Below are 12,523 nucleotides of genomic sequence, written 5' to 3'. Positions count from 1 at the left end.
CTGGCCAGGCCCGAGCCGTCCGTCCATAGAACAAGTAGCCGCGGTCCGGGCGCGCATGCCGGTCGCCGCTCCTGCCGCCGACCGATCACCGCACGTAAGGTTGCGTGCGCTGTTACCCCTGGCGTCGGCCCTTCACAATCGCGAAGATCACCAGACCGGGACCCACCACCGCGCAGATGGCAGCTACCCACCATGGACCATCGGCGACAAGGGATCGCATCAGGTATCTCCTAGTACTCGGCGAGACCCTGATCTTGCACGACGGGATGCACGCACATGCCACTCCGCCGGCGGTCTGCTCAGGCGGGCGTGTAGCCCTCAGCGGCGAGCCAGGCTCGTGCGCGGCCGAGGCGGCGTTCCTCGCGGAAGGCGAGCCAGGAGTCAAGTACGTCCTCGCCCGATAGGTCGAGCGCTCGGCGGAAACGGCTGAAGGCGCCCCGCCCTTCGATCGCGTTGAGCATGCTCTCGCGGACTGGCCCGTTGAGGCTCTCGGCGAAGTCGCGCATGTCTCGCCACCCCTCCCGAGAGGCTGTCGGCGGCACCACAAGCCATCGGGCCTGATCCTCCTCGACATCCGGGACCTCGACACCGGGATCGTCCAACACAGCGGCGGGCCACACCCGGCCGGTCTCCAGGTCCAGCAGGGCGTCACCGCCATCCACGCCACCGCCCGCGAAGTCCGCCAGCTCGCCCAGGTCCACGGGCACCGGCCGTAGCGCCCGGCGGCGTCCAGCCATGGCTACGTCGATCTCATCGGCAAGGTCCTCGTCACCCCTCCACCCCCGGTTCCGCAGCTCGGCGCCGATCCGAGCCGCCGCGTCGCCGGCCTCGCCCCGCCCGGCTAGGAGGACCAACACGGCTGCGCCGGCCAGCTGCAGCCGATCGCTCAGGTCCGCTGCCTCGAGCAACTGCTCGAGCGCGTCCACGTCCCTACGGTGGACTGCCCCGCGCAGCGCGCGGCGTCTGTCCCGCGCCTGCCCCATCCGCTCAACCTGCCAGCGCCGCGCGTGACGAACAAGCCACGACGTGCCGCGGCGCGGCATGGTGACTCGTTCGCCAGCCTGCTGTGGGGCTTGACCCTGCCGCTGGACCCTTCACGACCCGCGGCCGACTCCCTCGCAGCATCGCAGAACCGCGCTCGGAGTCGCTCGCGCGGAGCGCTCCTGTCAAGCACGCAGCCACGGCGACGACACGTTCGCCGTACGGCACGCCGCTCGACCGCCCGTAGCTCGAAGCCGGCGCGGGCGAGCCGGAGACCCCGACAACCGATCAGTGCTTCGATGTCGAGAACTCCAGGCTGGCTCCGCTCACCCAGCGAAGGGCCCGAGAGGCGCGGCCCACGAGACCAGGAGACGACGATGCCGAAGTACCTGCTCCTCAAGCACTACCGCGGCGGCCCCGAGCAGCACCGGCCGTTCCCGCCGATGGACCAGTGGGAGCCCGCGGACGTCGAGGCCCACTTCGCCTTCCTCCGCCACGTCAACGAGATGCTCGAGAAGAGCGGCGAGCTCGTCGATGTGCAGGCGCTCACGCCGGCGCAGACCTGGGTCCGCTACGGCGGCCCGGACAGCGCCCCGGTGACCACGGAGGGCCCGCACCCGGAGACGAGCGACCTCGTGGCCGGCTGGTACCTCGTCGACGTCGAGTCCCACGAGCGGGCGGTGGAGCTGGCGTCGTACATCTCCTCCGAGCCCGGCCCGGGCGGCGGCCCGCTCTGCGAGTGGATCGACGTCCGCGAGGTCATGTCGCACTAGCAGGGCCGAGATGACCGGCGAGCCGCACCGGCTGGACGAGGGCGCTCTGCGCGTCCTCGTCCCGCAGGTGCTCGCAGGCCTGGTACGCCGCGGCGAGGACTTCGACGCCGCGGAGGACGCGCTGCAGGAGGCCCTGCTTGAGGCCCTCCGCGTCTGGCCGGACGCGCCGCCGCGCGACCCACGTGCGTGGCTCACGACCGTCGCGTCCCGACGGCTGGTCGACGCCCGCCGCAGCGAGACGGCCCGGCTGCGGCGGGAGGAGACGACGTACGCGGAGCCGCGGCCGCTCGCTCCCGAGGAGGGCGACGACACCCTCTTCCTGCTGTTCTGCTGCTGCCACCCGGAGCTACCCCCTGCGTCGCAGGTCGCGCTGACGCTGCGCGCCGTCGGCGGCCTCACCACGCGCGAGATCGCGGACGCGTTCTACGTGCCGGAGGCGACGATGGCGCAGCGCATCAGCAGGGCCAAGCGCTCCCTGCACGGGCGCCGGCTCGAGCGGCCCGGGGACCTCGCGGTCGTGCTGCGCGTGCTCTACCTCGCCTACACCACGGGTCACGTGGGCCGCGTCGGCCTCGCCGCCGAGGCGATCCGGCTGGCCCGTCAGCTCACCCTCGCCACCGACGAGCCCGAGGCGCGCGGGCTGCTCGCCCTGATGCTGCTCAACCATGCCCGGCTTCCGGCCCGGCTCGACGCCGAGGGCCGGATCGTGCCGCTCGACCGGCAGGACCGCGCGCTGTGGGACACCCGCGAGATCGCAGAGGGCGTACGCGTCCTGCAGTCCGCGCTCGCGATGCAGGCCGACGAACGGCCGCCCGGCAGATACCAGATCGAGGCCGCCATCGCCGCGCTGCACGACGACGCCCGCAGCGCCGATGAGACCGCCTGGCCGCAGATCCTCGCGTGGTACGACGACCTCGTCGCGCTGACCGCACACCCGGTGCGCCAGGACCCCGCCGCCGTGCTCGGCCGCGCCGTCGCGGTCGGCCACGTCCTCGGTGCCGCCGCCGGGCTGCGCGAGACCGACCGGCTGCGCGACGTCCTCGGCGGACGCCACCGCTGGCATGCCGTACGCGGCCATCTGCACGAGCTCGACGGGGACCCGGAAGCCGCCGCCGTCGCGTACGCCGAGGCCGCCCGGCTCGCCACGAACGTCGCCGAGCGCGACCACCTGGTGCGGCAGGCCGCCGGGGCGCGGGCCGCGGTGGCCGGGCGAGGCGCAGAACTCCCCGCCGACCCGCAGCCATTGCCCTAGCGTGGCGAGGGGCACGGGCACGGCCGGCGTGACCACGTCGACGTCGCGAGCGGGGGGACGCCGGATGCGCACGGCACGGTCGGTCGCGGCGCTCACCCTCGCGCTGCTCGCTTCCGGCGCCTGCCGGTCGGCGGGAGACGACACGGCGTCGGCGAACGATCGCTGGGCCTTGACGGCACCCGCGCCGCTTCCACCCCGGCACGGCGCGCTCGTGCTCGCCGTCGCCGGGAAGGGCCTCGTGCTCGGGGGCTCGGACGAGTCGCCGTGCCCACCGTCAGCCTCCTGCCGCACCGCACCACGCCCGCTGCGCGACGCCGCGGTCTACGACCCCGCGGCCGACACGTGGACGAAGGCGCCACCTGCCCCGGTCGGTCTCGGGCCGCTGGTGCCGACGAGCTCGGCGGTCGTGGGGGACACGGCGTACGTCCTCGTGCAGGGCGGTCAGCGGCGGGCGTTCCTGTCCTACGACCTGTCGGACCGGACGTGGCGACGGCTCCCGCCCCCGCCGCAGGTCAGCACCGCATGGTTCGCGCTCTCCACGCTCGGCCGGGACGTGGTGGCGTACGTGTCGAGCCACGACCCGGGCCTCAACCGGCGGGACCACCGCCCGCCGGACCAGGCCTACGACCCGGCGGCGCGGCGCTGGCGGGAGCTACCGCAGGACCCGCTCGGCCCGTCATCGGGCCGCACGATGGTGGCCACCGACACCGGGACCGTGCTTCTGGCGGACGAGCGGCCGCGCTACCCGCTGGTGCGCCCGCCGGCCACGGAGACGGCCGTGCTGGATCCGCGGACGCGGCGGTGGCGGCGGCTGCCGGACAGCCCGCCCGGGATCAGCGGCAGCGCCCTGCCGGCCGGCGGAAGGGTCGTCAACCTCCTGCTGCAGCACGGCGCGGGCGAGGCGGCCGACAAGTGGGGGCGCCGCTACCCCTACGGCAGCGGAGTCCTCGACGTGCGGTCGCGCCGCTGGTCAGCCCTGCCCCCGGGACGGCCCGACGTCCCCACCGGGACCGGCGGTCCCGGCTTCGCCTCGGGCGCTGGCCTGGTCGTCGCTTCGGGCGTCGCGCTGGACGTCGCCACCGGCCAATGGACGCGCGTCCCGACAGCCGGCGCGGCACCGCTGCCGCGTACGGGCGAGGGCTCCGCGGTGCTGTCGACGTCCACCGGCCCGGTCGTGCTGGAGTTCGGCGGCGCGACGTGGCGGGGCGACTGGTCGACGGCAGACCTGAGCGGCGCCGGCCTGGTCTGGCGGCCGGCGGGCTAGCGGGCCCCGAGCACGACGAGCGCCCCGACGAGGCCGACGCCCAGTGCGACGAACGAGAACCGCCCGGCGCGCGCGAGCCGGGACGAAGGAGGCCCGGGCGGGAGCGGGACGGCGACGGACTCCTGCGGGGACAGGGCGAAAGCGCGCACCAGGTCACGCTGCCCCTGCGGCAGCGGCTCGCCCGCGGGGGTCACCACAGCTGCGTCCCGGAGCCGGTCGGCCGCCACTGGGCCGGCGGGTCCTCGCCGACCCGGCCATCCACGCTCTCGCGCAACAGGTCCGCATGGCCGGTGTGCCGCCCGTACTCCTCGATCAGGTCGCAGACCAGCCGGCGCAGGCTCACCGGGTCGTCGTCGGGCTCGGTGGCGTGCACGGCGCGGTCGAGCCCGCCCTCTGCCAGCGCAGCGGCGAGCCGCGCCCGCGACCGCTCGACGGCACCGTCCCACAGCGCGTAGAGCTGCTCCGGGGTGTCCCGGGCGGCCGACGTGAAGTCCCAGTCGCCCGCAGCCTCGGCCTCCTCCGCGCCGACCTCGCCGCCGGAGCCCATCGACTCCCACGGCTCGCCCATCGACCGCCCGGCGAGCTTCACGGTGAAGGTGTAGTCCTCCACCGCAGCCAGGTGCTTGAGCAGCCCGCCCAGCGTCAGCGCGGACGCCCCGACGCGGGCCTGCAGCCCGGCCGCGTCGAGGCCGTCGGCCTTCCAACGGAACGTCGCGCGCAGCCGGTCGAGCGTCCCTGTTAGGTGCTCGACCTCCGTCCCCGCGAACGGCGGCTCCCACGGCGGCCAGGCCTCGTTCTCCCCCATGGGGCCACCGTAGATCTTCCCGGCCGTGAGCGGTACCGCGGAAGGCGGCTTCAGGGGATGCTGGAGGCGTGGAGGAGCTCGTCCACGCGCCCGCCCGCGGCCCGGCGCGCAGGCTCGTCGGGACGTACTCGGGCTATCGCTCCGTCGACGTGCCGCCGGCGGTGCACCGCGGGCTGCCCTCGCCGTGGATGACCGTCCTGCTCACGCTCGAGGACCCGCTGCACATGGCGGCCCATCCGGACCCGGCACAGCCCGGCGGGCTCTTCGACGCGCTCGTCGGCGGCCTGCACACCACGCCGGCGCTCATCACCCACGACGGGCGGCAGTCCGGCATCCAGCTCGCCCTCAGCCCGCTCGCCGCCCGCGCCGTGCTGGGGCTGCCGGCCGGGGAGCTCGCCGGCCTCGACGTGCACGCCGAGGACGTGCTCGGCCCCCGCGTACGCCGTCTGCGCGAGCGCCTCCTCGCCGCGCCGGGCTGGCCGCAGCGGTTCGCCCTGCTCGACGCCGCGCTCGCCGGCTGGGCACGCGACGCGGCACCGCCCCGGGAGGTGGCCCACGCGTGGCACCTGCTGCACGGGCGGTCGGGGCGCGTACGCGTCGACGAGCTCGCGCGCGAGGTCGGCTGGAGCCGGCGCCACCTGCAGGCGCGGTTCCGGGCCGAGACCGGCCTCACGCCCAAGCAGGTCGCGCGGGTCGTCCGCTTCGACCGCGCCCGGCGGGCCCTGCAGGCGGCGCCGCGCACGCCGCTCGCCGAGCTGGCGGTGGCGCACGGCTACTACGACCAGGCCCACCTGGCGCGCGAGTTCGTGGCGCTGGCCGGGGTGCCCCCGAGCCGCTGGGTCCGCGACGAGGGGCACGCATTCGTCCAAGCCGAGGAGCCGGTGCCCGCGGCAGGGTGAGCGGCATGACTTCTCCGACCGACTGCTGGGTCTCCCTGTCCTGCTCCGACGCCCCGCGCCTGATCGCCTTCCTCGTCGAGGCGTTCGGCTTCACCGAGCTCGCCCGCTACGGCGAGGGGGAGCGCGTCGACCACGCCGAGCTGGCCAGCCCCGGAGGCCGTGGCGGCGTCATGCTCGGCACCGTGCGGGAGGGCGAGACCCGCGGCATCGCGGCGCCCGGGACGACATCGGCGTACGTCGTGGTGCCGGACGCGGACGCGCTGTTCGCCCGCGCGACGGCCGCCGGCGCCGAGGTCGCCGCGGGCCTCGTCGACACCGACTACGGCTCGCGGGACTGCGCGCTGCGCGACCCCGAGGGGAACACGTGGTTCTTCGGGACGTACGCCGGCACGTCGACCGGCTGAACCCGGCGGCCGCTGCAGCCAAGCCCGCGAGGTCGGGGAGTGTCGACCGCGCTCCAGCACGGTCAACGCTCCACAGTTCGCCCGCTCACCGCCCGGTGATGGTGAACGCCTTCCCGATGGCCGCCTTCACGTGCAGGTCGGCGATGGTGCTGGTGGCGACGCGGTACGTGTAGGTCCCCTTGCCGGGCGGGGTGGCGGTGACGGAGTAGGTCCCCGAGCCGCCAGTTCGTGCCCGGTTCACGACGCGCCAGGCCTTGCCCACCCGGCGCTGGAGCACGACGCCCTGCGGGTTGGCCGGCCACGCCCGGCCGTTGACCGCGACGTTGGTGCCGGCCGCGACGGAGCGCTTCGCCGGCGCGGCGGTCACGGCGGCCCGGACGGGGGCCCGGTCGAGCACGGTCGCCCGCGCGACCGGCTGGCCCGCGGCGTCGCGGCCGTACTCCAGACACCACTCGTCGCTCCGGAGCCGGGTGCTGGCCGTCCACGCCCCGGTGGACGACGTCGTCGCCGGCCGGAGCAGGTAGCCCACGCCCGCGATCGCCTCGTTGCACTGGCCGCCCGCGACCGTCAGGAGCAGGCGGCGCGCCGGGGCGCCGGGGCCGGACAGCTTCACGGTGCCCTTGAGCACGAACGGCTGCCACGCCTTCGGCGTCTTCGGCGCGGCGAGCGTCAGCACCGGCCAGTTGGCACCGTGCACGTTCAACGACGCGGACTCGACGAGCCCCGGCGTCACGACCGGGAAGACGAGCCGGCCGAAGCGCGGGTCGTCCTCGGGCCGGGTGTGCAGGTCAGCCGTGAAGATCGACCGGGGGCGCCAGATGCCGGCACTGGCGGCGCCGAGCTTCGTCGTGCCCTCCCAGACCCCGTCCTGCGGCGTGCCCGAGACGAGCGTGAGCGGCACGAAGCGGGAGTTGCGCGCCGTGGGGGTGACGGGCCTGGCGCCCGCGGTGCCGATCTCGAGGCACGGGCACTGCACGTCGACGGGCGAGTCGCCGTACTGGCCGGGGACCGGCGTCACGCCGTCGGGGTTGGCGAGGCGTACCCGCACCGTGAGGGTGGTGATCTCGGTGCCGGTGAGCTTGGTGTCGCCCGCGGTGAGGGTGACCGCGCCGACGGTCGTGGTCGCAGCGGGCTCAGCACCGGCGGGCGCGGGCGACAGGACGGACGCGAGGACGGGCGCAAGGACGGCGACGGCCAGGGCGGTACGGCGGGGTACTCGGGTCACAGGATGCGGCTTTCGTCGGATCGACAGGTGCACTGCTCAGGAGCGGCCGGAGCCAGGATGCGGTTCAGTCGGGCAACCGGGCACGTCCCCGGGGGCCAGCCCGGGCTCGTGCTTGACCTTGACGCAGGGTCAGGGCCCGACGCTGCAGCCATGACCACGACACCAGCTCTCGAGACCGTCGGGATCACCAAGTCCTACGGCAGCCACAGCGTGCTGCGCGGCGTCGACCTCGCCGTCCCGGCGGGCTCCGTCGTCGCCCTGCTGGGCTCCAACGGCGCCGGCAAGACCACGCTCGTGCGGATCCTGTCGACGCTGCTGCGGGCCGACGGCGGGACCGCGTCCGTCAACGGCCACGACGTCGCCACACAGCCGGGCGCGGTCCGCGAGTCGATCAGCCTGACCGGTCAGTTCGCCGCGGTCGACGAGGTCCTGACGGGGCGGGAGAACCTCGTCCTCGTCGCGCAGCTGCGACATCTCGAGGACCCCGGCGGGACCGCGGACGGCCTGCTCGCCCGCTTCGGGCTCTCCGACGCGGGCTCGCGCCGAGTGGCGACGTACTCGGGCGGTATGCGGCGCCGGCTCGACATCGCGATGAGCCTGATCGGGGACCCGCCCGTGCTCTTCCTCGACGAGCCGACGACGGGGCTGGACCCGCAGTCGCGCATCGAGGTGTGGCGGACGGTCCGGGAGCTCGCCGGCCGCGGGACCACCGTGCTGCTCACGACGCAGTACCTCGACGAGGCCGAGCAGCTCGCCGACCGGATCGCGATCCTCCACGAGGGGCGCATCCTCACCGACGGCACGCTCGCCGAGCTCAAGCAACTGCTCCCGCCGAGCCGGGTCGAGTACGTCGAGAAGCAGCCCACGCTCGAGGACGTCTTCCTCGCCCTCGTCGGCCACGACACCACCGCCACCTGAGGACGGGACCGTGAACAGCTACGCCTTCCGCGACACCTTCGTCCTGGTGAAGCGGTCGCTGCGCCACATCCTGCGCAGCCCGGACACCATCATCACCACGGCCGTCACGCCGATCACCATGCTGCTGCTGTTCGTGTACGTCTTCGGCGGCGCGATCGACGCCGGCGACGGCGACTACGTCGACTACCTGCTCCCCGGGATCCTGATCGTCACGGTCGCCTCGGGCATCGCGTACACCGCCTTCCGGCTCTTCACCGACGTGTCCGGCGGCCTCTTCGAGCGGTTCGCCTCGATGCCGATCGCGCGCGCGGCCGTGCTGTGGAGCCACGTGCTCACCTCGGTCGTGGCGAACCTGGTCTCGCTCGCGCTCGTGATCCTCGTGGCCGTGGCGATGGGCTTCCGCACGGGCGCGGGCGTGCTGGCCTGGCTCGCGGCCGTGGCGATCCTGGTGCTGTTCACCCTGGCGCTCACGTGGCTGGCGGTCATCCCGGGGCTGACGGCCACGTCGATGGACGGCGTGAGCGGGTTCTCGTACCCGCTGATCTTCCTGCCCTTCGTCAGCTCGGCCTTCGTACCCACCTCCGGGATGCCGGGGCCGGTGCGCTGGTTCGCCGAGCACCAGCCGGTCACCTCGATCGTCAACACGATCCGGGGCCTCTACGCGCAGGAGCCGGTCGGCAACGACGGCTGGATCGCGGTCGCCTGGTGCCTCGCGCTGCTGGTGGCCGCGTACGTCCTCGCGATGCGGGTCTACCGCGGCAAGATCGCCTGACGTCGAACGGCACGAGGAGGAGTCGCCATGCGTGCGCTCATGACCGGGGCTCGTCGCGATGCCGACCGATAACGGCAGCGCGATGCTGACCATCGGGCAGCTGGCGGCGTACGCCGGCGTCACGATCCGCGCCGTCCGGCACTATCACGCCAAGGGGCTGCTGCCCGAGCCCGACCGGGACCGCTCCGGCTACCGCCGCTACGACGCGGCAGCTGTCGTCGAGCTCATCCGGATCCGTACGCTGGCCGACGCCGGCGTGCCGCTCTCCCGGGTGCGGGAGCTGCTCGCGGCCGGTCCCGAGGAGTTCGCGGCGGCGGTCGAGGAGATCGACCGCCGCTTGCGCGCCGAGATCCGCGAGCGCCAGCGCCACCGGGAGCGCATCGCCCAGCTCGCAGCCGGCGACAGCCTCGCACTGCCGCCCCAAGCGACGGCCTACCTCGACCGGATGTACGAACTCGGCTTCCCGCAACGCATCATCGAGATCGAGCGGGACAGCTGGATCCTCATCACCGCGCAGATCCCGGACGAGGTGCCGGCCCTCATGGCGGTGAAGCGGGCGCAGCTCGAGGACGAGACGCTGCGTCGGCTCTACCTCGACATCGGCGACATCGTCGACTGCGGTCCGGACGACCCGCGGCTGCCGTCGTTCGCGGACCGCGTGGCGGCGTTCATCGAGGCTGCGGCCGCCGAGGCGGAGGCGAAGACCGAGGCGGTCGGCATGCCGCAGGAGCAGCCGATCAGCGACGACCTGGTCGCGCTGCTCGACGCCGCGTTCCTCGAGTGCTTCCCGTGCGCGGCGCGCCTGCTCGAGCTGCTGGAAGAGCGCGGGTGGACGGGATGGACGAACATCCGGCGGATCGAGCCGGACGAGGCCGCGAGCCGAGCGCGTGGCTCGTCGCCTGCCGATTCCGGGTGCTGACGGTGGGATCAGGCCTGTACGGGCGCCGCGGCGCTCCGGCCCCCCGTAGCCCCGGTCCGCCGGGCACGGCAGGCACGGCAGGCACGGCAGGCACGGCAGGCACGGCACTGGCAGAATGCCGCATTCACCCGGCACTCGGTTGGCAGAATGACGCATTCATGTCGCTCTAGTGGATGAATGCGTCATTCAACCAATCAGCGGAAGGTGAAACTCGGGGGCCGCGCCCAGCTCATCGCTGGCGGAGGAGATCGCTCAGCTTCCCGACCGAGCTACGGCCGGTGCCACGGCGCGAAGGCGTTGGCCCGCGGGTCGAGGGCCGGCGCCAGCTCCGGGAAGTGGCGCAGCAGGACGCGGGCCATCGTGGCGTCGTCGATCCACTCGATGCCGGCCTCCGTGTAGACGCGCGCGTCGTAGTCCTTGGTGAAGAACCGGTCGCTGTTGAGCCGCCGGCTCGCCATGAGGATGAAGATGCGGAACGCCGTGTCGCTGAAGGCGAACCCCTTCGGGCGCTTCTCGGCGAACATCCCGACCATCAGGTCGACCTTCTCGACGTCACCGTAGACCTCGCGCAGCGTCGCGACCGTCTCGGCGTCGTCGGACAGCTCCTCGAAGGACGCAGCGGGCTTCATGCGAAGCTGGCGTCGGAAGTCGTTGTAGCGCGGGACGCCCAGCTCCCGCACGCGCAGGATGTCGACGGCCGCCAGGTCCATCAGCCTGCCGTCGGGCCGGACGAACTCCTGCAGGCCGCGCGGGAAGTTGTGCAGGACGATCGCCCCGGCGTACTCGGTGCCGAAGGAGTAGAACAGGTCGGCCAACGAGACCTCGAAGAACACGTCCCGGCTGTGCCCACCGGTGAGCTCGGGGAAGGCGTAGGTGCGCAGCGTCTCGCCGGTGGCCACCGACTTGACGGGGTAGTCGTCAGGGACGAGCGGGTGCATCCGGTAGACCGAGGTGAACTCCTCGGTCAGGGAGTAGGGCACGCCGTAGTGGTTCGTCGGCGACCCGGGGATGCCGCTGACGACCTCGCTGGCGCTGATCCGGCCAAAGCGCCGCCGCAGCCGCTCGCCCGCGATGCCGAACCAGTTCGCCCGCATCGCCACCCGCGTGATGGGGTGGGAGATGACGGCCGGCGTCCACTCCACCGTGTGGATCTTCGCGACCACCGCCGCGTTCACGAGCCGGGCACAGGTGAAGAGCTGATCATCGGTCCACTGCGGGTGGTCCGCCCGCAGCCGGTCGCAGATCGCGTTGTGCTCCAGAGCGAACAGGCTGATCAGCATCCCCATCCCGACCCACCAGCCGGGCTCCCTCGTCGGGTCGTGCGCCGGGTCGTCGGCGGGCAGCGGGACGACGCCGCCCGGCTCGATCCGCAGCTTGCCGCCCTCGCCCGTACGGAACCGGGCAGCTTCCTCCGGCGTCGTGCCGTAGATCGACGACAGGTCCCACCAGTGCGTCAGCGCGTTGACGGACGTGGGCGGCCCGGCGGCACCGGCCGGGCGGGTGGGGTCGGGCACGATGCGCGGCACGGCCATGGGGTGCTCGGGCCAGGGGTCGTCGGCGGACAGCGGCACCTGGTGGGCGTGCGCGGCGTCGCCCGGCCCGTGGCTGAACCAGTCCTTGATCATGAACTGGAGCCAGGCCGCGACGATGGCGTTCACGGTCGTGGCCGGCGCGAACTCGTGCCGGGTCAGCAGCCGGCGGCTCACCTCGCGCGGGCTCGGCTCCATCATCGTCCGCTGCGGGTCGGCGTCCACGGCCGCGAGCGCCACGTTGCGGCCGAAGCGCGACCCGGCCATGCCCATCCGCGGGTCGTCGAGGTCGTTGTACGTCCCGTCCGCCGTGCGGGCGTCGTTGCTCGTCGGCGGCGGGCCGATCGGCGGCTGACCGGTGCTCGGCAGCAGGTTCGCGTCGTGCAGGTTCTTCTTGCGCAGCTCGTTGCGCAGCCCGACGAGCACCGCCAGGCCGAGGGGGAGCGGGAGCCGGTCCCAGCCGTACCTGCGGTCGATGCGGGTCGAGAGGCCGTCGAAGAGCCGCCAGGGCAGGCTCGACCGGTAGGCCGACGGGGCTTCAGGGGTCGCCACCGGGCGGCCGGTGCCGGGCATGGACTCGGTGTCGGGCATGGACTCGGTGCCGGGGATGGACTCGCTGTGCTGGGAACGCTTCACGGGGACTCCCATGACGGGCGCCGCGTGGCCGGATGCGCGGCACGGGTGCTGAAGGGAAGGCCTGTCGGTGCGGTCTGATACAGGCCTCGTGCGCGTGGCAACGGGCCCGCGGGCGGTCGGAACGAGGAGGGACGCGGCACAGTGGG

13 protein-coding genes are annotated in these 12,523 nt (G+C 73.7%); 8 read left to right on the top strand and 5 right to left on the bottom strand.

The annotated features are described in order from the left end of the window. Window positions 1-299: 299 nt before the first annotated feature. Window positions 300-926: a UPF0158 family protein gene (locus G9H71_RS18350; protein ID WP_166284239.1), complete on the bottom strand. Its 627-nt coding sequence runs from the start codon at window positions 924-926 to the stop codon at window positions 300-302. 432 nt (window positions 927-1,358) lie between these two features. Here G9H71_RS18350 and G9H71_RS18345 point away from each other — a divergent pair, with 432 nt between their 5' ends. From G9H71_RS18345 to G9H71_RS18335, 3 genes are all read left to right on the top strand, one after another. After that, window positions 1,359-1,754 carry a YciI family protein gene (locus G9H71_RS18345; RefSeq protein ID WP_166284238.1) on the top strand — a complete coding sequence of 132 codons (396 nt, stop codon included), beginning with the start codon at window positions 1,359-1,361 and terminating at the stop codon, window positions 1,752-1,754. A gap of 10 nt (window positions 1,755-1,764) precedes the next feature. Beyond that, window positions 1,765-3,006, top strand: coding sequence for an RNA polymerase sigma factor (locus tag G9H71_RS18340; RefSeq protein WP_196792243.1), 1,242 nt, complete (start codon window positions 1,765-1,767; stop codon window positions 3,004-3,006). A gap of 64 nt (window positions 3,007-3,070) precedes the next feature. Further along, on the top strand, window positions 3,071-4,270 hold the full coding sequence (locus tag G9H71_RS18335; protein ID WP_166284237.1) for a Kelch repeat-containing protein: 1,200 nt from the start codon (window positions 3,071-3,073) through the stop codon (window positions 4,268-4,270). Here G9H71_RS18335 and G9H71_RS18330 read toward each other — a convergent pair. Both G9H71_RS18330 and G9H71_RS18325 read right to left on the bottom strand, forming a co-directional pair. After that, window positions 4,267-4,467, bottom strand: coding sequence for a hypothetical protein (locus G9H71_RS18330; protein WP_166284236.1), 201 nt, complete (start codon window positions 4,465-4,467; stop codon window positions 4,267-4,269). The two genes, G9H71_RS18335 and G9H71_RS18330, sit on opposite strands and share 4 nt — an antisense overlap. Further along, a complete protein-coding gene (locus tag G9H71_RS18325; RefSeq protein WP_166284235.1) occupies window positions 4,461-5,075 on the bottom strand; it encodes a mycothiol transferase in 615 nt (204 codons plus the stop codon). The genes G9H71_RS18330 and G9H71_RS18325 overlap by 7 nt, the downstream gene beginning before the upstream one ends. Before the next feature lie 68 nt (window positions 5,076-5,143). Here G9H71_RS18325 and G9H71_RS18320 point away from each other — a divergent pair, with 68 nt between their 5' ends. Together G9H71_RS18320 and G9H71_RS18315 are read left to right on the top strand one after the other, a co-directional pair. Beyond that, window positions 5,144-5,974 (top strand): AraC family transcriptional regulator, encoded by an 831-nt coding sequence (locus tag G9H71_RS18320; RefSeq protein ID WP_331273096.1) that lies wholly within the window; start codon window positions 5,144-5,146, stop codon window positions 5,972-5,974. 5 nt (window positions 5,975-5,979) lie between these two features. Next, window positions 5,980-6,378, top strand: a complete 399-nt coding sequence (locus G9H71_RS18315) for a VOC family protein (RefSeq protein ID WP_166284234.1) — start codon at window positions 5,980-5,982, stop codon at window positions 6,376-6,378. Window positions 6,379-6,463: 85 nt separating this feature from the next. Here G9H71_RS18315 and G9H71_RS18310 read toward each other — a convergent pair whose 3' ends face one another. Continuing rightward, a complete protein-coding gene (locus G9H71_RS18310) occupies window positions 6,464-7,603 on the bottom strand; it encodes a hypothetical protein (protein WP_166284233.1) in 1,140 nt (379 codons plus the stop codon). Window positions 7,604-7,753: 150 nt separating this feature from the next. Between G9H71_RS18310 and G9H71_RS18305 the strand changes: the two genes are divergently transcribed. From G9H71_RS18305 to G9H71_RS18295, 3 genes are all read left to right on the top strand, one after another. Further along, a complete protein-coding gene (locus tag G9H71_RS18305) occupies window positions 7,754-8,521 on the top strand; it encodes an ABC transporter ATP-binding protein (RefSeq protein WP_166284232.1) in 768 nt (255 codons plus the stop codon). 10 nt (window positions 8,522-8,531) lie between these two features. Continuing rightward, complete coding sequence (locus tag G9H71_RS18300) at window positions 8,532-9,293, top strand: ABC transporter permease (RefSeq protein WP_166284231.1); 762 nt, start codon at window positions 8,532-8,534, stop codon at window positions 9,291-9,293. An 82-nt stretch (window positions 9,294-9,375) separates the two neighbouring features. Beyond that, window positions 9,376-10,212, top strand: a complete 837-nt coding sequence (locus tag G9H71_RS18295; protein WP_166284241.1) for a MerR family transcriptional regulator — start codon at window positions 9,376-9,378, stop codon at window positions 10,210-10,212. Window positions 10,213-10,481: 269 nt separating this feature from the next. Here G9H71_RS18295 and G9H71_RS18290 read toward each other — a convergent pair whose 3' ends face one another. After that, on the bottom strand, window positions 10,482-12,314 hold the full coding sequence (locus G9H71_RS18290; protein ID WP_166284240.1) for a peroxidase family protein: 1,833 nt from the start codon (window positions 12,312-12,314) through the stop codon (window positions 10,482-10,484). Window positions 12,315-12,523 lie beyond the last annotated feature (209 nt).

The organism is Motilibacter deserti, from assembly GCF_011250635.1.
In the GTDB taxonomy this organism is placed as follows: domain Bacteria; phylum Actinomycetota; class Actinomycetes; order Motilibacterales; family Motilibacteraceae; genus Motilibacter_A; species Motilibacter_A deserti.
Note: the sequence above shows the minus strand (reverse complement) of the source record. Positions and strands in the feature narration are given on the sequence as shown.